Annotated in this window: 18 protein-coding genes; 15 read left to right on the top strand and 3 right to left on the bottom strand. The window is 54.3% G+C overall.

Annotated elements, in window-relative coordinates:
- Nucleotides 1-256: 256 nt before the first annotated feature.
- The 10 genes from NTX17_07635 (at nt 257) to NTX17_07590 (ending at nt 14081) form a co-directional block, all read left to right on the top strand.
- Nucleotides 257-2581: a glycosyltransferase family 4 protein gene (locus NTX17_07635; protein MCX5801239.1), complete on the top strand. Its 2325-nt coding sequence runs from the start codon at nt 257-259 to the stop codon at nt 2579-2581.
- Complete coding sequence (locus NTX17_07630; protein ID MCX5801238.1) at nt 2544-3515, top strand: glycosidase; 972 nt, start codon at nt 2544-2546, stop codon at nt 3513-3515. The genes NTX17_07635 and NTX17_07630 overlap by 38 nt, the downstream gene beginning before the upstream one ends.
- Nucleotides 3516-4153: 638 nt before the next feature.
- On the top strand, nt 4154-4429 hold the full coding sequence (locus tag NTX17_07625) for an RNA-binding protein (protein MCX5801237.1): 276 nt from the start codon (nt 4154-4156) through the stop codon (nt 4427-4429).
- 1146 nt (nt 4430-5575) lie between these two features.
- Nucleotides 5576-6223: a hypothetical protein gene (locus NTX17_07620; protein ID MCX5801236.1), complete on the top strand. Its 648-nt coding sequence runs from the start codon at nt 5576-5578 to the stop codon at nt 6221-6223.
- Between the two features lie 156 nt (nt 6224-6379).
- The gene (locus NTX17_07615; GenBank protein MCX5801235.1) at nt 6380-6793 is read left to right on the top strand and encodes an SDR family NAD(P)-dependent oxidoreductase; all 414 of its coding nucleotides are present in this window, start codon (nt 6380-6382) and stop codon (nt 6791-6793) included.
- 710 nt (nt 6794-7503) lie between these two features.
- Nucleotides 7504-10077 carry a T9SS type A sorting domain-containing protein gene (locus tag NTX17_07610; protein MCX5801234.1) on the top strand — a complete coding sequence of 858 codons (2574 nt, stop codon included), beginning with the start codon at nt 7504-7506 and terminating at the stop codon, nt 10075-10077.
- Between the two features lie 325 nt (nt 10078-10402).
- Complete coding sequence (locus tag NTX17_07605) at nt 10403-10735, top strand: type II toxin-antitoxin system HigB family toxin (protein MCX5801233.1); 333 nt, start codon at nt 10403-10405, stop codon at nt 10733-10735.
- Between the two features lie 10 nt (nt 10736-10745).
- Nucleotides 10746-11963: an ImmA/IrrE family metallo-endopeptidase gene (locus NTX17_07600; GenBank protein MCX5801232.1), complete on the top strand. Its 1218-nt coding sequence runs from the start codon at nt 10746-10748 to the stop codon at nt 11961-11963.
- Nucleotides 11964-12247: 284 nt separating this feature from the next.
- On the top strand, nt 12248-13525 hold the full coding sequence (locus NTX17_07595; GenBank protein MCX5801231.1) for a DNA methyltransferase: 1278 nt from the start codon (nt 12248-12250) through the stop codon (nt 13523-13525).
- Entirely contained in the window at nt 13497-14081 is a 585-nt protein-coding gene (locus tag NTX17_07590; GenBank protein MCX5801230.1) for a hypothetical protein, read from the top strand. Before NTX17_07595 ends, NTX17_07590 begins: the two co-directional genes overlap by 29 nt.
- A gap of 189 nt (nt 14082-14270) precedes the next feature.
- On the opposite strand, the gene NTX17_07585 is transcribed toward NTX17_07590, so the two are convergent.
- The 3 genes from NTX17_07585 to NTX17_07575 all read right to left on the bottom strand — a co-directional run bounded on the left by NTX17_07585 (nt 14271) and on the right by NTX17_07575 (nt 19514).
- Nucleotides 14271-17558, bottom strand: coding sequence for a T9SS type A sorting domain-containing protein (locus tag NTX17_07585; protein MCX5801229.1), 3288 nt, complete (start codon nt 17556-17558; stop codon nt 14271-14273).
- Between the two features lie 396 nt (nt 17559-17954).
- The gene (locus tag NTX17_07580) at nt 17955-18821 is read right to left on the bottom strand and encodes a tyrosine-type recombinase/integrase (protein MCX5801228.1); all 867 of its coding nucleotides are present in this window, start codon (nt 18819-18821) and stop codon (nt 17955-17957) included.
- A gap of 558 nt (nt 18822-19379) precedes the next feature.
- The gene (locus tag NTX17_07575) at nt 19380-19514 is read right to left on the bottom strand and encodes a hypothetical protein (GenBank protein ID MCX5801227.1); all 135 of its coding nucleotides are present in this window, start codon (nt 19512-19514) and stop codon (nt 19380-19382) included.
- 944 nt (nt 19515-20458) lie between these two features.
- Between NTX17_07575 and NTX17_07570 the strand changes: the two genes are divergently transcribed.
- The 5 genes from NTX17_07570 to NTX17_07550 all read left to right on the top strand — a co-directional run bounded on the left by NTX17_07570 (nt 20459) and on the right by NTX17_07550 (nt 24627).
- Nucleotides 20459-20893: a restriction endonuclease gene (locus NTX17_07570; GenBank protein MCX5801226.1), complete on the top strand. Its 435-nt coding sequence runs from the start codon at nt 20459-20461 to the stop codon at nt 20891-20893.
- A 260-nt stretch (nt 20894-21153) separates the two neighbouring features.
- Nucleotides 21154-21357, top strand: a complete 204-nt coding sequence (locus NTX17_07565; GenBank protein MCX5801225.1) for a hypothetical protein — start codon at nt 21154-21156, stop codon at nt 21355-21357.
- A 212-nt stretch (nt 21358-21569) separates the two neighbouring features.
- A complete protein-coding gene (locus NTX17_07560; protein MCX5801224.1) occupies nt 21570-23069 on the top strand; it encodes a hypothetical protein in 1500 nt (499 codons plus the stop codon).
- Between the two features lie 64 nt (nt 23070-23133).
- On the top strand, nt 23134-24180 hold the full coding sequence (locus tag NTX17_07555; GenBank protein MCX5801223.1) for a toll/interleukin-1 receptor domain-containing protein: 1047 nt from the start codon (nt 23134-23136) through the stop codon (nt 24178-24180).
- Nucleotides 24181-24222: 42 nt separating this feature from the next.
- A complete protein-coding gene (locus tag NTX17_07550; protein MCX5801222.1) occupies nt 24223-24627 on the top strand; it encodes a hypothetical protein in 405 nt (134 codons plus the stop codon).
- The last annotated feature ends 237 nt before the right edge of the window (nt 24628-24864 follow it).

Raw genomic sequence — 24864 nt, 5'->3', positions numbered from 1 at the left:
CCTGCTCGCCACAATTCATGGCGACCCCCAACCTCGCAATCGCCTTGCAAGTTAAGCGAGAAACGCAGCCAGGCCCAATCCTAACCGTCTGGCATATTGATTGACGATGTGATTACTGGCGACTTGACATCCATATCGAGAACACCCGGCCCCATTCTCGTCCGGACATGCCGGAGGCGGTCACTAGGGTAGCCGCCTCTCTGCGTTCATGGGCAAGAGGTAATTCAGGGGGGAGTCGTGGAAGGAGATGTTCGGCATGGAACAAAGCGCAACCAATTCAACCATCAACCGCATTGCGTTCATCGGCAACTACCTGCCGCGCCAGTGCGGCATCGCCACATTCACCACGGACTTGTGTGAAGCCATCGCCGGCGAATATGGCGGAACAACGTGCATTGCCCTGCCCGTCAACGATCTCGAGGCTGGCTACGTCTACCCGCCCCGCGTTAGATTTGAACTGACGGAGAAGGACGTCGATTCGTACCGTCGTGCCGCCGACTTCCTGAATATCAACAACGTATCCCTCGTATGCCTACAACACGAATATGGCATCTTCGGTGGACGGGCGGGCAGTCACATCCTGGCCCTTTTGCGTGAATTGCGTATGCCCATCGTCACGACCTTACACACCATTCTGCGCGACCCTGACCCGGATCAACGCCGCGTGCTGGAAGAAGTTGCGGCCCTGTCCGATCGGTTGGTCGTCATGAGTAAGCGCGGCGCAGAATTCCTGCAGGAGGTCTATGGTGTGCTGCCGCAGAAGACTGATCTGATCCCGCACGGCATCCCCGATGTGCCATTTGTGGATCCGAGTTTTCACAAAGACCTGTTTGGAGCCGAGGGCAAGATCGTTTTGCTCAGCTTCGGTTTGCTCTCACCGAATAAGGGGATCGAGAATGTTATCGCCGCCCTGCCAACCATTTTGGCCAAGCATCCAAATGTAGTGTACATCATCCTCGGTGCGACCCATCCGCAAGTTATGCGACAGGACGGCGAAACGTACCGGCTGTCCCTGCAGTGGCTGGCGCAGGAGAAAGGCGTGGAAGGTCAGGTGATCTTCTACAACAGATTTGTCAGTTTGGAGGAACTTGTCGAGTTCATCAGCACAGCGGACATCTACATCACGCCTTATCTCAACGCGGCGCAGATCACTTCGGGCACACTGGCCTACACCATAGGGGCGGGCAGGGCCGTGATTTCGACACCATATTGGTATGCGGAAGAAATGCTGGCCGAAGAACGGGGAGTACTGGTGCCGTTTCGTGATCCTATGTCGTTGGCCGAGCAAGTGATTTATCTGTTGGATAATGAGGCCAAGCGCCATGCCATGCGCAAGCGGGCCTATCTGTTTGGACGAGGCATGATCTGGCCGCAGGTGGCGCGCCGCTACATGGAGAGCTTTGAACGTGCGAAAGCAGAACGCCGGCATTTCACTCCCACGGGCTTCGCGGTCAAACCCCTCGACAAACGCCCGGGCGAATTGCCTCCCCTCAAACTCGATCACTTACATCATATGACGGACGAGACCGGTGTGCTGCAACGTGCCCTTTTCACGGTGCCTAACTATCGCGAGGGGTACACTACTGGCGATAATGCACGCGCAGTGATGGTGAGCGCGCTTCTAGAGGAATTGGGTAACAGCGAGGCTTTGGAACTAGGTTCCCGTTATCTGGCCTTCATCTGGTATGCCTTCCATACTGAGACCAGACGCTTTCGCAATCTTATGGATTACCAGCGCTACTGGCTGGAGGATGGCGGTTCAGATGACAGTCACGGCCGCGCGTTGTGGGCTTTGGGCACCGTTTTGGGTCGCTCTAACACGACAAGCTTGCATAGCATGGCAGGCCGACTGTTTGAGCAGGCCTTGCCCGCCATCCTCGACACGACTGGCGTGCGGGCCTGGGCTTTCTCGCTCATCGGTATCCATGAGTATCTCCGGCGGTTTGCAGGTGACCGCCGGGCCAGCCAGGTGAGGGAGGAATTGGCAGGGCGGCTATTGAGGTTGTATCAAAGCCACCGCTCGGATGAATGGTGCTGGTACGAAGAAGGGCTGACCTATTGTAACGCCGCGCTGCCCCATGCATTGCTGATGTGCGGCCAATCAATGGCGAATGACGCCATGACCGAAGCCGGACTGGAATCGCTCCGTTGGCTGGCCAACTTACAGCGCGCTGACAAGGAAGGGGGGCATTTCGTCCCCATCGGATCCAACGGCTTTTATCGGCGGAGCGGTGAGCGTGCCCGGTTCGATCAACAGCCGGTGGAGGCGCAAGCTACGGTCTCCGCCTGTCTCGAAGCCTACCAGGTCACAGGTGACAGGAGTTGGCGCAAGGAAGCCCGATGCGCCTTTGAGTGGTTCCTTGGGCGTAACGACCTGAACCTGCCTGTCTACGATCCGACAACGGGTGGTTGCCGTGACGGTCTCCATCCCGACCGTCCGAACGAGAATCAGGGCGCGGAATCTACACTAGCTTTTCTTCAGGCCCTGCTGGAATTGCGTCTGGCTGAGAATACAGTTCTATCTATGGAGGCACGATCTCAAGATGAGCCATCGTTGCTCCGAGCTTTTTCGTCGGCATAAGTCCAATCCTATCTTGACTGCCGCCGATTGGCCCTATCCGGCCACTAGCGTGTTTAACCCCGGCGCTACGTTGACACCGGATGGAACCACCCTGCTGTTGTGCCGCGTGGAAGATCGGCGCGGCCATTCCCACTTCTGCGTTGCCCGCTCCGCCAATGGTGTGGATAGCTGGCAGATTGACCCACAACCCACTTTGTTGCCTGACCCCGAGCACTTCCCGGAAGAATTGTGGGGCATTGAAGACCCGCGCATCACCCACATCCCCGAATTAGGGAAGTATGCCGTTGTCTATATCGTCTACACGCGCGACGGGCCCGGTGTGGCATTGGCGTTCACGGAAGATTTCCGCCACTTTGAGCGGTATGGGGTGATCATGCCACCGGAAGACAAAAACGCAGCCATGTTGCCTCATCGTATTGGTGGCAACTGGGCCTTGATCCATCGTCCGGTCAGTTCTCCAAGGGCACACATGTGGATGTCCTATTCGCCCGACCTGCGGCACTGGGGCAGCCACAAGATTATGCTGGAAGCCCGGCGTGGTGGATGGTGGGATGCGAACAAAATCGGTCTCTCGGCACCACCCATCGAAACCCAGCAGGGTTGGCTGGTGATTTACCATGGTGTGCGGCAGACAAGTGCTGGTGGTGTTTACCGACTTGGGCTCGCTCTGTTTGATTTGGAAACACCTGAACGTTGCCTGAAGCGCGGCGACGAGTGGGTCTTCGGCCCTGAAGAACCGTACGAGCGACACGGTGATGTGGACAATGTTGTCTTTCCTTGTGGCTACACTATCGCCGCTGATGGCGACACCCTCAACCTGTATTACGGCGCGGCGGACTCGAGCATTGCCCTCGCCACTGGCAGTATTCGCGTCATTCTTGAGTGGCTTTGCGGCGCAGATAACGAACCCTCCGACTATGGATTAGATGTATAGTCAGAATGGTAGCCGCAACGCCAAGGATGCTGACCAACCATGCATGGAGACGAGGGCTGTGGGGTATCGTCAAGCTTTCACCTTGATTGTGCTGCATCTCTCTGTAGTATGTTGGCTAGCTCCGTTGAAACTCCGTTCACAAGGTCTGAACACGGGAAGAGACGGACCATTTTGAGATCAAAAACCTAAGGGGAATTGGCAGTTGACAATCATGTTAGCCTGAGGCAGTATGACTTCAACCCCTAATCGAGGGTTGCTGGCAGCTCTGAGAGCTTTTCCGAGCTGGCAAAGCGACGTAAGAGATAGGTTGAGTCAGCCTCCATAAGAAGGACGATAGCCTGCAGCAAGTGCCCATCTGTCATCCGCCTTCGTGGTTCACTCATTCAGCCCCCTCTGATTCAAAACCTAAAGACAAAGTGTATCTCACGAGATTCTTTCACACGAAATGGCTAGTAACTATTGGAGGTGGCAAGGAAAATCGATCGATTCATCTGAAACACGTTTCTGAACACAGTTCTCAATGCAATTCTCTGGAGAGTAGTAATGTTGCCATTTGGTCGGTTCAAATTGCTATTTTGCTTCTCCCTCCGAGACATACATTATTGAACTGAAGAGACACTCAAGAACAGGAGACTAGAATGCAAGTTAGCAAGCTTTATGTAGGAAATCTTGGTTACTCTGTAACCAGCAGCGAACTGGAACAGTTATTTTCCACCTACGGTGTGGTGAAGCAAGTCAACGTAATCGAAGGTAAGGGATTTGCATTTGTGGAGATGTCAAGCGTTGCCGAGGCCGAGAAGGCGAAGGAAGGTTTGGATTCCACGGATTTCAAAGGCCGCAACCTGAAAGTTGACGAGGCGAAGCCGCAGAGAGACAGAGGAGATAGAGACAGCGGGGGTTATCGGAGATACTAAGATCTCCGGTAAGTAACATCGCGTCAGTATTGACAGCTGGCCATTTCAGATGACAACTAATTGGGGGGGGAGAATGTAGATCCCCCCCCGATTAGTTTGTCGCCAAACTGCTTCTATTGCCGAAGACCCTCTCTCCGCAAGAGTACTCGGATGACGGCAAGGCACACTTCAGTCGGTATCACATCTCACTGCCTCCACGCGTTCCCGATCAGGCTCTTGCGGCCCGCAGAGAATGGGTGAACCAAGGCGCGGCCCCTTGCTGCTTGCTGGAATGCCCTCAGCTGGAAAACTAGGTCAACAAGCCTGCCTATGCCTACACCGAGAAGCACGTCGGTCCGCGAGAGCGCGTGGGAAACAAAGGTGGAACGTTAGGGAATAGGTGTGCCAGGAGAGAAGAAGTAACATCAAGCTGAGTGAGGGCCGTCTATGATAGCCGGCCTTGCTCTTTCTTGTTCTGTGCGCAGTCGTGGGAACGCGGTACACACTCGAGACGCCGGAGGGAAGCCGAAGTCTCGCGCCCGCTACGTTTATCTGATTAACGGAGCCCCGTAGCATATATAGATATACAGCAAGCAAAGACTGCTGTATATCTCAAGCGAATGAGGGAGTTGAGACGAGGCGTTTTGGGAATGAAACTGTGATATACTGCGAGGGTCGGTCAGTGTAATATTTTTCACAGTTCTGTATAATACATGGTTGGCCGTTCAGCACCATGAAGATAGCCAGTGCCAGAATCGGCCGTGCGGCTACACCCCTCACGGCGAAACGGTAAGTAGCAAACGGAAAGGAGTCACACAATGGGAGACAAAGGCGGGAAAAAGGACAAGAACAAGAGTCAGAAACAGAAGGTAAGCAAACAGGATCAAGAGGCAAAAAGGAAGCAGGATAAGCAACAGAAGAGCTCTCCGTGAGAGGAATCAGGATTCGAGCGCGCGAAGGCCCCAATTCCTGACGAAATCCGATGACTGTTCACGGAACTGCAGAACGACAGAGAGGCCAACCATACCCGCAGGCGGCGCGCATCTCGTTAGGCTTGTAATCGGTGGTTGAGGAATAGGATTCTTCTATTTTGACGAGAGCATACATGATCGCGCCGGGTTTATCCTCGGCGCGTGGGTTTATTCGCAGAGCGATCTGACGCCGGTCGTGAACAAAGCCATCGCAGAAGCTGGTCTCCAGCCCGGAATGCACGAGTTTAAGAGCGGCGCACGCATGGACAGCGGTGAGAATGCCGTTCACACCTCTGCGCTGGTTCTTGTTTGGTTTTCTCGTCACCGGATGGGCGGTTACATGGGGTTCGGACCCGGCACTCGGGAACAGCTACCTCGGCTTGCCGGATCTGCTGACAAAGGGGTGTCCCTCACCATGAGCATACCAGACCTACTTCACAGCTGGGGTATTCTAACCCTCAGCGCTTATGCCGCTGTGCTCTCAACGCTGATCGCTATTGTACAGTGGAGCCGCGACAGAGGCAGGTTCGCGCTGAATCCTCAGACAATCCACATTCAAATGTGGTTTGGTTCCGCCACCTCGCGTATCGTGGAAGTCGTGAATGTTGGGAGACGACCGCTTCACCTGGAAGATTTCGGTCTCGAGCTCACTAATGGTCAGACTGTCTCCCTTTGTACCCACGACACCCAGTTTCCCCTCAAATTGGAGGAAGGGCAAAAGCACAGTTCCTATGCTCTTGAGAAGAAATATCAGTCAAAGGTTGTTCGGACCCTGTGGGCCCGGGACACTACTGGCAAAGAGTATAAGTCCACGAGATTTCCGTTTGGGAAAGGTGATCCGTGAGAAACGTCTGCCTCTGATCTTGTGATTCTGCCTAACCGCGACATGCAGCTGCCAGCGAATTGCCGGCAGCGGGGCATCAGTCACACAACCCTGCTCCGTCGCAGCCGATGCCGATTGCGTTAGACTTCTGGGGTGACTTCACAGTAGTGAGGGATAATGGGTGAAAGCGACCACACGCCAATTCTCGAGGCTGACTATTTTGAGGCATCGCTTGAGCAGTCGGAGGCGGCGATCATTAACATCACTTCGGGCTTGGCATTCGCGCCCTTGGCACTGATGCCTGTCTACTGCGCCACTAAAGCCGCTCTGCATTCCTTCAGCCTATCCTTACGCCATCAGCTCTTCGAAACCTCCGTGCGCGTTTATGAAGTCGCGCCACCCATTGTGGACACAAAACTGGACAAGGGAGCGAGAGGAGGCCGCGAACAGCAGGACCGAGGCATCAAACCCGAAGTAGTGGCAACAGCGACGTTGGCTGGTCTAGCAAGCGATGAAGTCGAGATTGTCATTGGCATGGCTAACAATCTCAGGTCAGACCCCGTTGGGATGTTCAAGCGCATGAATGCGTGACAACGCTAGCTACTTCTGCGGTCTGACCCCTATGAGGCCTCCCGCTATCAAGAGATAGAGTTACGCTTTGACGATGGTCGAATAGCCGGCGATTGACTGAGACCTCGCTAGGCTCCTAGGTGAGCACTCGCTTCGCAGCTGTGACCGCAGTGAGCAGTTGTGGAAACGGAGCCCACACGCCAGTTGATTGCCGAGATAGATTCGAGTGATTTGCCCGTCGCTCACGCCTCTTGCCTTTCTGGCTGCACCACTGTCCAAGCAGAAAGCCATTCTCCGCTGCTTCGTGGCAGGCGCAAAGGCAAATCCAAAGGAGAGGCAGGTCGAAGTCGCTTTCTATGAAGTACCTTTTCCGAGGGACGCGGACTCTCGTGTACCCTACGTTGCCATGCCGGAGGTCCGGTCCGAACTTAGGGCAAACGAAGGGGGTGTATGTGAGAAATCTCACGCTGCGGTCGAGGCTTGGGGTGCACACGATCAGTTAGACGAGCTTCAGAGCTTGGAGCGGTACTGGCGGCCCGAGATTGTGGCAAGTATTTCTTTCTTGCATTAGCGGTACCGTTGTGACATAATTGCCGTTGGGCAGGTAAGTCTACCCATGATGGCTGTCCAACTCCTTGGTCTTAACATTGCTCCGCCGGGACAAGGCTGACCAGAGTTCACTCAGAGGTGCCAGCCACCGCTGGGTGTTCCATCTCAAGGAGGAGGTCGCCATGAAGAAACCGTTCCTCATTGTGCTCGCCTTGTTCTCCGCCCTGTTCTCCAATGCAGCATGGAGCCACCCTGCCGGCATCAACCGCGACATCATATGCGGGCGCCAGAAGAAAGGAGTGGTTGAGATGGGAAAGACCTGGAGAATGTTGCTATGGGTATTGTTAGTGTTGACGCTGGTTCAGGTGTTTCCTGCGTGTTCTTTCGGCTTGTGGGTCGAGAATGGTAATCCACTGTGCACGGCAACCGCCGATCTGCAAGGTTCCACAATCACGTCTGATGACGCGGGTGGGGCGATTGTGGCGTGGACCGACACCCGGAGCGGTAACTACGACATCTATGTGCAGAGGATAGACGTTTCGGGTGTTGTCCAGTGGGCACCGGACGGGGTGGCACTGTGCACGGCAACTGACAAACAGTTCCGGCCCGTAATGACGTCAGATGGTGCGGGCGGGGCGATTGTGGCGTGGGAGGACACACGAGGGAACGACTATGACATTTATGTGCAGAGGGTGAACGGTTCTGGTGTTGTTCAGTGGGCACCGGACGGGGTGGCACTGTGCACTGCAGCTGGCAAGCAGTTCCGGCCCGTAATGACGTCAGATGGTGCGGGTGGGGCGATTGTGGCGTGGCAGGACGACCGTGGCGGTGGCTCTAGCTCTCACATTTATGTGCAGAGAGTAAACGCTTCGGGTGTGGTTCAGTGGGCACCAGACGGAGTGGCACTGTGCACGGCAACTTACGAGCAGAGCTATCCCAGAATCACGTCAGATGGTGCCGGCGGGGCGATTGTGGCGTGGCATGGATCCGGCGGTAACTTGAGCAACCATGACATTTATGTGCAGAGGGTGAACGCTTGGGGTGGTGTTGAGTGGACTCCTGACGGGGTTGCACTGTACTCGGTGACTGGCGACCTGTGGAGTCAGACAATCACGTCAGATGATGCAGGCGGGGCGATTGTGGCGTGGAGTGACACACGCGGGGGTTCCTATGACATTTATGTGCAGAGGGTGAATGGTTGGGGTGGAGTTGAGTGGGCACCGGATGGGGTGGCACTGTGCACTGCAGCTGGCCGTCAGGAGGGTGCCAGAATCGTGTCAGATGGCGCGGGCGGGGCGATTGTGGCGTGGCAGGACGCCCGTGGCGGTGGCACTAGCTCTCACATTTATGTGCAGAGGGTGAACGGTTCGGGTGTTGTTCAGTGGGCACCGGATGGGGTGGCACTGTGCACTGCAGCTGGCGAGTTGTATCCCGAAATGACGTCAGATGGTGCAGGCGGGGCGATTGTGGCGTGGGATGATTACCGTAGCGCTAGCTTTGACGTTTACGTGCAGAAGGTAAACGCTTCGGGTGTTGTTCAGTGGGCACCAGACGGAGTGGCACTGTGCACGGCGAGTGGCAACCAGTTCGGTCCCGCAATCACAACTGGCGCTGTAGGCGAGGCGATCGTGACATGGTTAGACTCCCGTAGCGCGAGCAACTACGCGCTCAACTATGACATCTATGCGCAGCGGGTGGAGAGAAATGGTTACTGGGGCTACCCGGCAGCTAGTATCAAAGCTGTGAGAGATGTACCTGGAGACCAGGGCGGCAATGTGAATGTTGCCTGGGACGCGAGCAGACTTGACCCATGGCCTGAGGAGGTTATCTCCAAGTACACGGTGTGGAGAGCGATAACTCCTGAGCGAATGGCAGGCTTGCTGGAACAGGGAGCCCATGTCTTGACGTCGGCATCTGAAGCGCTGGCATTGACTGGAGGTGAGGCACTTCGTGTCGAGGAAGTGCAGGGGGAAACCTTCTATTGGGAGCTGATGTCAGAGGTTAAGGCTTACTACCTGGATGGCTACTCCAAGGTAGTTTCCACGCTGTTTGATTCAACGTCCGTATGTAATGAACATCATTACTTCCAGGTGATAGCTCATGGTGCCGACCCTTCTCAGTTCTGGGTTTCAGCTCCTGATAGCGGTTACAGTGTAGACAATCTCTCCCCTGTTCCGCCGAGCGGGTTGGCCGGTGGGCTCAACTATCAGCCAGCTCAAGTCGTCATAACATGGCAGCCGAACAAGGAGGGCGATCTGTCCCACTATGCCGTGTACAAGGGGGAGGGCGAGGGTTTTGTTCCAAGCGAGAGTAATCGGATAGGAACGCCTTCGGACACGTCGTTCGTGGACACGTCGTTTGATCCAACTCGTAGTTACTACAAGGTGAGTGCGTGGGATATTCATGAGAATGAAAGCGAGTATGCGCTGTTGAGGCCGGAGGACATAACAGGAGCTTCAGGTCCGCCTGCGGTTCCTGCCGTTTCTCTTCTTGAGCAGAACGCTCCGAATCCATTCAATCCGATGACCGTGATACGCTTTGCGATTGCCGAACCCGGCTTGGTGACGCTGATTGTGTATGATGTAGCGGGTCGACCTGTTCGGACTCTGGTCGATGGCATGAGAGAGGCGAGCAGGTATGACGTGACATGGAATGGTCGGGACGACAGCGATCGTGGAGTTGCTTCGGGGGTTTACGTGTACGTGCTAGATGCGCCCGGGTACAGTGAGACAAAGAAGATGGTCTTGATCAGGTAGGGTCGACTGGGCAAGTCTCGCGATTTGCGGTTAGCAATAAAACACGATGAGGGGCTGGCTGAGCGCCGGCCCCTCTTGCTTTGCTGTACGCATTTGTGAGCGCTCGCGGACCAAGAGACGGTGAGAGCCCAGCTGTGTCTCGCGGTGGGATGTGGTCACAAGATCTTAAATTTGCCGGAGGTCCGTATTGTCAACGTACCGACACTGAGGAGGGTGTGGAAAAGGAGCTTGGTGTTCTAAGACGCAGGGGAGTTTCTCGTACGGATACTCTTGCTAATTGACTTGGCCGCAACAGATTCCATTAGAGACTAAGAATGTTCCCGTTTTGGGAACATTTGTCCTTGACAGCTATCGCACTTTGTACTACGCTGTTCTAGTGAAGGTCATTGGCAGGGACGTTCTCAGGAGAGCGATTCTTAAGCACGCGGACGCGGCTGGCCGCCTCCGCGCCTGGCTTAAAGAAGTCGAGGGCGCCCAATGGGCGAATCCGCAAGAAGTCAAGGCAAGGTATCAAGCCAGTAGCTTCCTTGCCGACGACATCGTTATCTTCAACATAGGCGGGAACAAATATCGCTTAGAGGTCCGCATTGATTATGAACTCAGCATTGTAGTGATCCGATGGGTTGGCACACACGCTGAATATTCAAGGAGAGACTAGGAGGTATCTGATGGTTAAGGTAATAAAGACGGAAAGCCAGCACAAGATGGCTGTCCGTGAAGTGGAGAAGCTTATGCAGCATCACCCTGCGGCGCGCACTGAGGAAAGAGACCGCCTTGAGCTTCTCGCCCTCCTCGTTTCAACATACGAAGAAGAACATTTCCCGGTCGCAGCGCCGACTCCAATAGAGGCGATCGAGTTTCGGATGGAACAGCAAGGGTTGACGAAACGTGATCTGGTGCCGTATTTCGGTAGCCGTAGCCGAGTCTCAGAAGTACTTAGTGGTAAGCGGCCGCTTACCCTCAGAATGATCCGGGCTCTTCACGCGGGACTTGGCATTCCAGCAGAGGCTCTCCTGCAACGGCAGGATTCGGCGACGACCGAAACCCAATCGTCAACCGAGTGGAACAGATTCCCGATTAAAGAGATGGCTATACGCCATATGTTTCCTGAATTCCGCGGCAGGCCATCAGATGCCCTTGACTGTGCGGAGGAGCTTGTGACTGGGCTGTTCAAACGAGCAAGAATAGCGGGGGTAGGGTCAGTATTCTTGCGGCAGCACGTCCGACGCGGCTCGCAAATGGACGACTATTCCCTCGCAGGATGGGCGGCTCGCGTAGTAGAGCTGGCGCGCGGCCAAACTCTGTCTGCAGCATATAAACCGGGCACCATAGATGATGAGTTTATGCATAAGCTAGTGAGACTGAGCAGTTTCAGTGAGGGCCCCTTGCTCGCAAAGGAATTTCTGGGGAAAAGTGGAATCCATTTTGTGGTTCTATCACACCTGCCCCGGACCCACCTTGATGGTGCAGCAATGCTGATTGATAATAAGACGCCGGTGGTAGCGGTAACACTGAGGTACGATCGGCTGGATAATTTCTGGTTTTGTCTGTGCCATGAATTGGGCCATCTGGCTCTGCACATTGAAAAATCGGAGAAGAAACAGTATTTCGATGACCTTGACGCCCAGGGGGACTCAGAGGAAAAAGAAGCAGACTCGTTCGCTGAGAAGTCGCTGATTCCGCCAAGAAGTTGGGCAGGCACATCGGTACGTCGGAGTTACACCCCGGGCGCACTTAGGGAATACGCCAAGAGACTGGGAATTGACCCAGCCATTGTGGCTGGACGCATTCGGAAAGAACAGAGCAACTACCGACTACTTTGGCAGTTTGTTGGTAATCGGCAGGTACGTAGGCATTTTGCTGAATACCTAGCTGGCGTCAACTGACCCTTTGAGGACACGGGTATTGACCTTCAACCGCAGCTGCCAGAACGCGCATCCAATTTCGTGAGATAAGTTCGGAGCTTTTTGGTCGCGGGATTGACAGCACGCGAGTTCTGCGCTATTGATGTATATGAGTGGGCTCGGTTGGTCTCACAGCCAACCGGGCTTTTTGCTTTAGATGCGGAGGCGCGGGCGCTCTGCGATTTCGTGGCAGCTAGACTCGCCCGACATTAGGAGCACCAACCGACCCGCGCTTCCGTCGTTGCTGGGGAAGAATGGGAGATAAGATGGAAATGGACATTCGAGAAGTGGACATCGAGAAGCTTGAGCCTGCGCCTTACAACCCGCGCGAGATCTCACACGATGCTCTCGACGGGCTTGCCCACAGCATCGGCGAGTTCGGTCTTGTGGAACCAATCGTCTGGAACGAGAGAACCGGCCACGTTGTGGGAGGCCACCAACGGCTCAAGGTGCTGGAGCAGACCGGGGTCAAGAGCACGAATGTCGTGGTAGTGGACCTTGACCCCGAGCGTGAGAAGGCGCTGAACATCGCTCTCAACAGCCGTCACATCCAGGGCGACTGGAGTGCTGGCTTGGGAGTGATTCTTCAGGAACTCAAGATAGAGCTGCCTGAACTTACAGCAGCGCTGAGATTGGATATCCTGGAGACTGACTTTCAGAAGCTCTTTCCGCCAGAAGGGTACGCGGGGTTGGTCGATCCGGACGCCATTCCGGAGGAGCCTGAGAAGGCCGTAAGCAAACCAGGTGACCTCTGGCAACTTGGCCGACACCGCCTTCTATGCGGCGACTCAACAAAGCCGGAGACGCTGAAGCGGCTCATGGACGGAGCGAAGGCTGTGCTCGTTGCCACTGACCCGCCCTACGGCGTTGCCTACGACGGTAACCAGCACCGGAGGAAGGTAAGCCCGACGAAGCACGGAGGCGGCATCGTGTATCGCCCCATTGCTAACGACGACCTTGAGGGAGAGAAGCTGCTGGAGTTCCTGACTGCGGCATTCAAGGCTGCTGCTCAAGTCTCAACGCCGGATGCCTCCTGGTACGTGTGGCATGCGAGCGTGACGAGAGACATATTCATCGAGGCTTTGAGGTCAGTCGGAGTCGAAGTCCATCAGGAAATAGTGTGGGTGAAGGAAAACTTCCAGTTTGGCCGAGCAGACTACCACTGGCGTCATGAACCTTGCCTCTACGGTTGGGGAGCGAAGCACAGGTTCGTGGGCATGAGGAATCAGTCGACGGTGTGGGAAGTCACGCGAGAGACCGATCACAAACATCCCACGCAGAAACCTGTGGAGCTTTTCGCAAGGGCGATGAGGAACAACGCTCTATCACTCGAGCCATGCCTTGATTTGTTTGCGGGCTTCGGGACGGCCATCATAGCTGCCGAGATGACAACGAGGGTCTGCTATGCGGTGGAGCTCGACCCGACTTACGTGGACATGGCAGTGGTGAGATGGGAGCGCTTCACAGGGCAGAAGGCTCTCTTGCTCAGGGACGGCAATCTGATAGGAGGGGGCTATGAGCGCGTCAGAGAAGCAGTTGCCTGACCAGGTTGCCCCCGGGGATGGAGACGTGAAGGCAGTCAGAAGACATCGCCCCATCAGAGGCCGGGTCTACTATGGGGAACGGCGCAAGAGAGTTGCAGAGCTTCGGACCATCGGTAACCTCACGTTTGACCAAATAGGGGAGCGGATCTGTGCGTATGGGTTTGAGCCCATGACGGGGGAGCGTGCCTGGAGAGACTACCAGCTTTGCATGCAGGAGAACGCGAAGGCCCTGAACTCGGTCGAGCGGAAGAGTGAGATTGTGACGAAGCTTGAGGGACTCTTCTCGCTTGCGTTGATGGCGTACAAGGATGCGCAGAGACAAACGAAGGAAGGGACGAGGATCCCTGATCCGTATGCGCAGGCTATCTTGTTGCAGAGGGCCGTGGAGATACTGGAGAGGTTGGCCGAGCTTTCTGGCTTCATCTCTCGCAAGGGTTTTGTGGTGACGCAGACGGTGAACGCGGAGCAGAAACAGTCAACGCTCGATTTCCGTCAGATCGTCAACAAGTACAGGCTTGAACGTGGGCTTGCGCCGATACCGCTTGATGATAAATAGAGTGGTATCGAGCCATGGACAGTATGCAATTTCGTGACCACGTTGTCCGGCCACATAGAGTCTTTGCGCGATGACAGCAAGAGGGGCCAGCGCTGAGCCAGCCCCTCGATTGTGTTTGGCTCCTAGGTGCAATTACTTGACTATCACCACGTTCCGCGTGGCCACGAAGTCGCCGGCTTCAAGGCGAGGCTACTGGGCAATCACCAATTTCTTCGCACTCTTGTATCCGGGAGCGTCAAGTTGATAGAAGAACACACCACTAGCGACCTTATCACCACGATCCGTTCTACCGTCCCAAATCACGGTGTACCGACCCGTAGCCTTCGTCTCGTCTACCAACGTCCTGACGACCCTGCCACTAACATCGAACACCTTCAGGCTTACCTTACCAGGCGCACCCACGGTGTACTTCATAGCGGCTGTCGGATTCATCGGGTTCGGATACGCTTGCGTCAACGACGTACTCACTGCAGGCGGCGCACTGATAGGATCGACGCCGGGGGGAAGACAGCAACAGACTTCCCCCGGGCACTGGCACCACGGCGCCCAGTACTCGGAGTAGCCAGCCCAACCCAGTACCCAGGCGAACCACTGAGTCAGGATGTTGTCGTTGCCGCAGGCAGGATACCCGAGGGAACCGTCAGTCCTGACGAAGCAGTTGTCGTACCCCTCTACCAACGACTTGTAGTGTGTAACATCATTAACCGCAACGTTGTTGCTGACTGCCGCGTACCTGGCCGTCGGCCTCGAGTCATACTGCCTCTCAGCCTTCGCGCCAGCTGCAGAACCGGACACTCCTAGCACGTTGTACGTATTCAAACACCCGTTCGAGCGAATCACAAACAACGTCGTGTCGGGCAACGCACCACCTGCTACGCCTCTCACAGGCAAGCAGTAGGTGTAGTCGCCCGTGAACGCCGCGTAGTCCTTGGTCACGTACGAAGTGCCCAGAATGTTGTTCAGAAACGCCCTGCTAGCCATAGATTGGTTGTACAACCATCTCGCAGCCCCATTGCCACTCAACCAGAAGAATCTGGGAGAATCATAGTATGAGTACCTGACCAACCAACTGTTGATCAGGTCAACGTCCTGCTCATACATGCTGTAGTTGAGCTGCGTACCTGCGTTTAACATGCAATAGCTGTAGGCCAACATCTGTACAACTGTCGCGCCAGGACCCCAATTGTACTTGTCGGTCCCGGGTCCACCAATCTGGCCGGTGTTGGCCGCCCAACGAGCAATACCGTTCTTCAACGCGCTCGTCGGTCCCAGCTTGTTGAACATGTCGTAGGCGTAGTTGTTAGCCGCTAGATGCTGAGCAATCCTATCAGAGTTCCTCAGACCCCAGTTACCTCTTTGACCAAAATGATCTGCAACTATCAAGCATGGCCACTCCACGCCACCGTAATCGTCGCTCCTCATCATCGGCAGAATCTCAAACTCCTCCGAAACTCCACCAGTCGTGTCAGGTAGCAAGAACCAGTAGCTCGATCCCGTGTAACGTGCCTTCAGGAAGTACTCAATCCTAGTTCCGGGTACAAACAAGTTGTTCGGAAGTATCTCGGTCAATTCCGGCAACGCGTTCGCTACCCTGACAGGATCAGCTTCGTGGAAGCAGGTCATCCAGGTCCCGGGAACGTCGATCGTCGTAGCTCCACCAGAAGCGGTGGCACGACCAGTGTCCATCCTGGCCTCTTGCCACGCACCCGTAGTAACTGTCGGGAACCACGTCGTGAAGAACGCGTTCGAAACAGGCTGCTGCGGCCCCACCTTCGCCATACGGAAGGTCAACCACACTTCCATGTCATCCGCACCACCACGGCACACCATCGTGTCTCCAAAGATCGGAGGATCGAGGTCACTCAAATAGCCTGCTATTCTCGTGTCTGCCGTGGATGTCGGGCTCAGAGTTCCGTCTTCAGCAAATTGATCCTGGAAATAATCCAGCTCTCTCATGCTGATGTACGGAGCCAAGTCAGACCCGTACAAACCAAACGACACGTTGTCAAAGTACGGTGTAGCGTTACATGTGTAAGAACAGTCGTGGTATCCCCACGGATCCTCATCGCAATAGTTGATAACGCCGTACGCTATCTGTGCCTTAGTAGCTGTCGGCGGTAGCGACGTCGATATGTCGTAGGTCAACGGACGACATGACGCTGTCTCACCCGTGTAGTAAACGTAACCGTCGCTCAACCATCCACTCCATCCACCTGACGCGCACGCAGGCGCATACCTGCATTCGTAGTAGAAGAAGATGTACATGACGAGCGGCGAATACCCAAACCTCTCACAGCTGAACAGCTTGCCAGGCAACCCAGGATGCCCCGAGAAATCTATCACCGGCGAATACGCAACGTTGTCCTGACACAACGGATGCGGATAGGCAAGGTTGCTCTCATCGTAGAACACCAACACGCTGTCCGCCATCGCGCACCACGACGAACCAACAACGGTCCAGCAAACATCCTGGCTCAACATCAGGGGCAGATCGTTGACGTGCGCCACGTGAGCGTAGTCGCCGCAAGCGCCGCCATAGTAATGCTCCCACCCGGTCGGCAAACTACCGTCAGCGACGGACTCAAAGTCCTCGCTTTCCACGGGCGTCGAGTTGATGGTGAGCACATAGTTGTCGATTTCCAGACCACCGCACTCGGTTGTATAGTAGCCGTCCTCGTCCGAGTACCCACCGTCCGAGTCAAACTTGAACGCGATGCGGAAATCAACCGAATCGGTATAGATCGCCAGGTATGAACCGACGTCTATGCTCTCCGTCCCGTCCATCACGTCAGTGTACGTCGCCAGCGTGTCAAGGTTGACCCACTCCCAAGCGTCCGCATCATAAATCTGCAGTATGCAGTGACCGTAGTCCAAACCCGGCTCACTCTCATCGTGATACTTGTAACCGAGAGTGACTGCGTCGCCGCCATAGTACCTATAGGTCGGCGTGGCAACGGTCTGGCGCATGTTGTTGCCATAGCCAGTGCCATTCACGTCACTGACACAGAGATCTGTACACTGCTGGTTTGTCATACCGCAGAACAGAGACTTGTAGCCGGCAATCACGCAATCCCCAATGTTGTAATAGGGATCGGTGCTCGTGCTGCTCGCAACGTGCATGTAGTCTTCCACTTGATCTGTTCGGTCCAGGCCGCGCCAGCCATCCATGTTGAGGCCGCTATGGGGAGTGCCGTTGTAACCGGCAGGACTCCAAGTCCACATCTTCGCGTTTGCCCAGCCGGCAGCAGCAGGCGTGGCAGCGAGAGTGTCGCCACCGGATATGACCGTTCCACCATAGTAGAACGTGTCAGTGCCCTGCATGGCCGCGTTCACGCCGTACACGCGACCCATCGGAAGCATACTGGTTCCATCATCAACGATGGGTACTCGTCTCTCGATCTCCTTGGCTCCGGCAACAGCCGCTGTCATCGTAATCCCGACGAGCAGGATGAGAAGACCCGCTAACTTTTGTCTCATCGGCGCACCTCCTACTACCAAGGGAAACCCAAGGCTCCTGACCCGAAGCAAACCTCGGCCGAGACACTCGGGAGCAAGTCGAGCTGAGCCTGTCCACCTCCAACCAGACAGAAAAGCCCCACCGCAAACCCTGCAGGGCTCAATCTCCTCTGCAGACGCACGAATTGTGCAGGGCCACGAAACATTGGTGCATCCGCCATTATCAGAGTCAGAGATCCGATGTGCTGAGTCACTTTCAATTGACTCACGGTCGTACTATATCACCAGAGTATCGCTAACACAAGCGAAAACCTCTATCACATAGCTACTACATCTCAAGAGACAAATACCTCTCAGTCACCTGGAGGGAGCCGCCCCGTCAAGCCCAACTTCGTATAGTGCCGATTCGACGAACCATCACAAAGAGAGATTTTCCAGCGCCTTCCTGAGTGCGCTGTCCTCCACCCTGGCATAGATCTCGGTAGTTGTGATGTGCTTGTGGCCCAAGGCTCGTTGCACCAACCGCAAATCACCGGTCTTGCTGTAGAGCCGGGTGGCGAAGGTGTGCCTCAGCGAGTGGATCGAGAGTGGCCGGGCGATGCCAGCGTTCGCGAGCCAGTGCTTAAGCCTCAGTTGAACCTGGCGCGGGCCAAGTCTACCGCCGTGGCGAGAGGAGAAGAGCGGCGTTCCATCAGTCGCGTTCAGAGGTCTGACGTACCCACCGAGCAGCCGGCAGAGTTGCTTGTTGAGAAAGACGGTTTCTTCGCGTCCACCTTTGACCTTGATTGTCACGGTTCCCTCAGCGAGGTTCACATCGCATACGTTCAAGGCAACAAGCGAGCCAAGCCTAATGCCAGTGCCGAGGAGGAGCGAGAACATCGCGTGGTCTCGTGTGGCAAGGGCGCTGTCAGAGTTGGTGATTGCATCGAGCAATCCCCTCGCTTCGTCGATAGACAAGTAGCTCGGCACTCTCCTGTCAGTTGGGGTCGAGCGAATGAGCCTTGCCGGGTTTTCGCTCAGATACCCTGCGTCGCTGAGGAAGCGGAAAAAGACACGCAAGGCCGTCTTGGTTCTGTTGACGGTGAGCGCGGACTTTGGCTTGCCGTTCCCATCGGCAAGGAAACGTGCGAGCGTGTTGGGATTGATGGCCGTGACCGCACCATCGGTGCCGAGCCAGTCCTGGAGCTTGCCCAGATCCCTGAGGTACGCCTGCCGCGTACGCTCGCTCTTGCCGTCTGCCCGAAGCTGAGTGTCGAAGCGCATGATAGCTGTCGAAAGCTTCATGGGCTCACCTCCCTTCCAGTGGATTCTCAAGCTGTGACCATGAACGCTCTGTGCCCTGAGACAGTCAACGGGATTATGCGAAGAATCTGGGAGATGAGGGCAATTGCAGGGCGCTGTTGTCCCACAGTTCGCCACGCGGCCGCAACACAGGCGCTGTGCGGCCTTATCTCTTGGGAGGTGGGCATTGACGCCTAGCCTCTGGGAAGCGCCGCCTAACCCGCTTGGAATAGCAGAAGCCCTGGCAAAACCGAAAGCAGTGCGAAAAAGTGGCTATCCATCCAGCGGCTAGGTTCGAGCGGTATGCGCGGACTACAGGATTTCGGGGCGCGTCAAGCGCTTTTCCCCTCAGCAGTGGGTACTCTCGTGATATACTGCAAGAAGGCACTTATGTGGAAAGGGCATGAGCCGTACTTAGACGCAACAGGTATTGCTTGTTGGACATTGGCTAATGAGCGAAACAAATGACTGGGTAGGACTCAAGAATACCCTCGGTCTCTTTGCGATATGGGCCGTGGTTAGCATCATTAACTCTTTATTTCTAGCCCTTTGGATCTCAGTTCAGTGGCTAGTGAGCAGCAGAGTCATCACGCCCCTGAGACCGACCGGCATTCCCAGTCTAGTCCTATCCATGTTCCAGGTTCTCTTTGCCATTTCCACTTTGGCCCCCGTCATAATCACGATATACCGCGACATTCGAATAATGCTCTTACGCACGCAACGAAGCATCCGACGGGAGATAGAAGTAGGTGAGGTTCATGAATCAGACTGATCTCGATATAAGAACCAGGACTGGGGGCTGGCTGTTTAGAAGAGTGTTGAGCCGACTTGTAGTTGGTCTGGGGGCCTATTCTGCAATTGTTCTCACGAGTATCTCCCTGCTAATGATTCTGGCAGTGATTGTCGGCAATCAGCAAGCAACTAGAACAGAACAATTGGTTTTTCTCCTTCCACCTGCAATCTGGCTATTGCTGTACAGTACGTTTACCACTAAGGCCACTAACAAGACTATCAGCTACAAATTAGGCCAAATACTTAAACGATTCTTCGATGTCACAATATCATCCTTAGGTCTGTTCTTTCTAGGCCCAGTAATGATACTGATCGCATTATGCATGAAGCTGGCATCGCCTGGCCCAGCTTTCAACCGCTCCAAACGTGTTGGTCAATATGGTCGTTTGTTTGATATGTACGAGTTTCGGACCAGGTCGGTTACCGAGTCTAATCTTCCCTTAACACATTTCGGTAGATTCCTAAGGCAATCTTCCCTTGACACATTGCCGATATTTTACAATGTCCTCGAGGGTGAACTGAGCCTAGTCGGTCCACGGCCGCGGCAGCCTGCCGATATGAAAGATACGCTGGATGCAGAGAAACGAATTCTGTCTGTCAAACCTGGCTTGACGGGCTTATGGCAGGTCTCGTACTTGCCAGTACCCGATCCCCGCCAAATGATTGATCTCGATCTGAAGTATGTTGAAGAGCGGTCGTTACGCCTTGATCTAGGAATACTCGTCAGAACCGTGTTTGTGGTACTCAGACGCATGATCCTATGAGCCTGCGCCCAACCCGGGTTGCAGGGGGCACTCTTGGGCATCCGCAAGTGAGGCACTCTGCATTAGGCACAGCGGGAGACTCCAATGATGACTGAGGAGAAAGTCAAGCGAGCCATCGAGAAATACATGGACAGTAGGGGATACAAGAAGGTTGACTCGCGCGAGAAACATGAGACGGGTTGCGATTTGATATTTCGGCATCGGCGCGGCGGGAGATTCTATTTCGTTGAGGCCAAGGGCGAGTCGAGAGCGAAGAGCCAGATGGAGGCGAAATTGATCCGTGGTTTGGGACAAGTCGTCACGAAGTTCCGATGCCACAAGAACTACTTCTCTGGCCTGGCCATCCCCACTGCTTGGAAGCGGCGCGCCCTCGGCAAGATACCTCGGGATGCGATGAAGGCGCTCAACCTTGTCGTTTTCCTTGTAGATGAGGATGCTCACGTTAGTACGATACACCTGCGGAACTACGCTGGCCAGCGGCGCTTGACGTTGAGGAGGTCTCCCTCTGTCAGTGGATAGAGGGAGACCTTAGCCCGTGGTTGTGCAGCAGGCAACTTCGTGACCACGCGGAAGGTGGTGTTGCGGTAGGCGCATTCACGCATGATTAGTGAAGGAGTCCAGGCAGATCCATAAAGTCAGATAAGGTGACTCATATGCGTGGCACTGCGTTACCTGACGACGGTGCCTCTTCTGGATGGTACGATTTTGAACATAAGACCTAGCGTGGAACCGTCGTCTGCGAGCGGCAACTTGGACAGGATCTTAGGAAGACGATAAGCATGAATCGAATGAATGCGGAGCAGGACGATCATTGCTGTTGTATCTGTGATGAGGGGGGCGGTGAACTTGTGAAGTGCGCGGCATCCGGATTCTCCGGACACGGCGACCACTGGGTCCATCCGGAGTGTGCTTATGAGAAGACCGTTGGTTTCTTCAGAGACATCGTGTGCTCCTACCAGTGCTGGCTGGACTGGGATGACTGAGCTTCCAGATCCGGCTTAACCGCCTCAAGTCCGGCGGCTTCGTGGCCACGCGGAAGATGGTGCTGCTCCATTAGCGGCGCACTAACGCACGGTTAGTTGAGGAGTCCAGCCAGATCCATAAAGTCTGATATAATGCGAGCCGCATCAGGCGAATGCAGCTGACGGTAACCGTTCACTGAATTGATTGTTGGTGGAGGGAGGGGCCGACGATTATGAAACTTCGAGTAGTTTCGTTCTTCGATGAAAATTGGGTTCCTCCGATTCTCATCGGAGGTGCTTTGGCGGTTATGCTGTGTCTATTAATATTCCCCCGTCCAAAATATCAGTCTTTTGCCGAGGCCGAACAGCAACAGAAAGTCCTCAAGCACACACGCTGGGGAGTTCGCTTGCCTTACAGAAGCGGGAAGAATGTGACTATAGACTTGTCTCAGCCTGCCGAGCTCTTGGTTTATGAGTCTGGCAAAGACTTTCATGTAGTTAGAATTGCATTGAATGCAAAGGGTGCGCCCGAAAAGACGATATATACAAAGTTGAGTGAGGGGGAACAACTTCATCATCTTGCATCCGGCCAATTATTGGTTGAAGCAGAGAAGGACAACCACGCGTTTGTGGCATTGCTTGACCCCTCAACACTAAAACCCTTCTTTTCGAAAGAATTGAAATATTCTGATCTTTCGACAAGCTATGGGGCAGGTAATTCAGTCTCATTCGGTCACTGGAGGCAAAAAGGAAATGTGCTCATATTCTATCACAATAGCATCAAGATTGGGCGTCATTCCTGGAACTCAGCTGACCATGAATATAGTGTTCCCTACGTTGTAGACTGTAGGTATGACTTTCACCTGCTCGATTTGACTACCCTTGAGGTACGGTCATTTGTTGGCCTGACTCCTGCCGACTTGCGCCCCCTTGGGTCGCTACTAAAAGCAGGAAAATCCGAGATAATTGAGAACGGACCTCTGTATTTTCTTCCCGATTTCTTTGAGGACCGGCAAGACGTCCCGCTTCATCAATATATCTATTCGTTGGGCAAGTTTTTCCTCGTGGGCGATCAAAAGACCTTGATCTTCTCGCTTGAGAATGAAGAGGGGAACACCCTGTACTTCTCGCTAGATCTCCGAAATCCCGATGCCCCTCCAAGGTGGGATCTACCGAAGAATTTCGCTGCCCTCTTCCCGGATGAGCTTGCCTTGACAGAAGCTGAGAAAGCAGAGCGAATGAAATCTCAAGACATCGTGGTAACAGATGAACATTCAGACACCCTGACTTATCAGCCGGATCAAATCGAACTTTCTCCTGGGGGATTCGTGGTGGTAGGCTGTCTCAAGTTAGGTGATGATGACTATTCGAAGGAACGATCTGTAGCTGGGGTTCAAATCATGGAAGATGGCGTCATGAAGCAGACCTGGGTTTACAGGTTAGGGCATCTCTATCAGCTTGGACCTTTACTTGTTGATCCTGCCGGGCAGCGCCTGTTTTTCCCGGATCAAGGACCTGAAGATCGATTTAGAGTCGTTGGACTGTCGGCGATTAGCGGGAAGGAAGTTTCTGTCTTCCCCGCAAATATTCTATTAGATCGTGGCAACGGCGACAAAGCAGGTCGGACCCTGCGGATTGTGGGGGCTGCCGTAGATTTTCAAAAAGGACTAATCTATATTCATGATCAAAAACAAAACCTTATACTTTGTGCCGACATTGATCTCTCGCACTAGAGCTAATTATTATGCACACACCATCCCAGGGTCCGTTTTAGTTCACGATTAAGGAATCGCTGGTATGAAACCATTTCTTTTCATCAGTTACGCCAGACTTGATCAGCAGTTTGCGCTCAAGCTGGCAACAGATATCATAAGCAACGGTGCAGAAGTCTGGATTGACCAATGGGAAGTACCTATTGGAGAGTTCTTCGAGCCCAAGATCGTCAACGCAATTAGTGACTCAAACTTCGTTCTTGTGCTTCTTTCTCGTGATTCAATTCAGTCCGAATGGGTTCGACGTGAAGTCGAAACTGCCAAGACGGTTGAGAAGAGGGTAGGTCGCAGACTTCTCTTGCCGGGGAGAATTGACGATTGTGCAATACCAATCTGGATTTCGGACAAATCGTATGCAGACTTTTTTGTCAGCTACGAAACAGCGTTTAGACAGCTGCTTTTGGCAATTGGCGGCTCTCCATCGAAGTTTGCAGATCCGGGCGCGCTCGTCAGACAGCTTCTGCAAGCAAGGGTATCCGATGGAAGCATGAGTCTTTTAACAGCCCTGTACGATCGCCAGTTGGACTATGACGGGACTTGGGTAGATAAGAAGATCGTCGATAACATCTTATCACAGTTGGAGACGCCAACGTCCAAGTTTGGAATTTCCCTTGACATAGATACTGGTCAAATCGTCGGAGATGTCCCTTTGATTTTCAAAGACATCAGCGCTCTTGTCCAATCGCTTCAGAACGCTCATCAGGTCATAGTCAACGGAGATCGTCTCATCAAGGAACTGTACAATGTCCCAATTGGCTCGACCTTCGCAACAGATCCACTCTACCGAACACTGATTCTGGAAATCGAGGCTCGACTTCGAACCCCATTCCGCCAAATACTCCCCATGGGTGAAATCGATATTGACACTGGTGAGAGGAAAGCGCAGGTGCTTTCGATATCGACAGTCCAGGAATTGCTCCACTTCACCAAGGTCAAGCTTGATCTCAAGCCTGCGCTGCCTCAGATCATAGAGATTGCTGGAATTGCAGCCGGTACCCCTTTTCGTCCCAGAGTCCTGGCGGTCGGCGTTGAGCAATGGTTCTTTCCGACGGCAGGGTACAATATCATCTAGAGGTTGGATCACAAAGTGAGAAATGAATCCTTTGATAGGGCGATGCAGATCATTTCAGGAGCGACTTTCGGCCACTATGTGAAGCGCTTAGCCGAATCGAGTTCCCTTACGGCTGGCGAGAAACTTGATCTAAACGGTAGACTGAGACCTCTCTGTCGGGAATCGATAAGTCTACTCAGGAGCGCGTATAAATCGGACCCTGCTAATCCTGATATTAATGCACAACTTGTCAGACTTCTCTGCTTGGATTACAAGAGAATAGATCTTGTTGGTCTTCGTTCGGAAAAGCTTCAGGCACTCCAAACGGGTTTCAGTGGCGATGACGGGCACAATGTCTCGGGCTATCCTGCAATGATTGAGTACCACGCCACGCGCTGTAGAGAGAACGATCTCGCTGGCAAGTATTCTAAGATGCTCGATGATCTTCTCGGTCGGCTAATGGAGTAAACTCCGGCGCTGACCCTTGCCCCCGTTGTGGAGCAAGGGGAACGATCATAAGAGCCGGCGACTTCGTGGCCACGCGCAAGATGGTGCTGCTGCGGCGAGTGCCCAGCAAAGGGCGCGCTGTTCTAGCCGGCTGAGAGGAGCCGGTCGGGGTAACTGCTTGTCAGCCCCGTAGTGAGGGATCGGGTTCAGTGTGGCAACACCTGGGCCTAAGCGGTCCGACAAAGTCTCGATAGGGAG

It is taken from the genome of Candidatus Eisenbacteria bacterium, from assembly GCA_026388185.1.
Lineage (GTDB): Bacteria > Eisenbacteria > RBG-16-71-46 > JAFGJU01 > JAFGJU01 > JAPLKG01.
The sequence above is the reverse complement of the archived record's forward strand: the minus strand, read 5'-3'. Positions and strand labels throughout refer to the sequence as shown.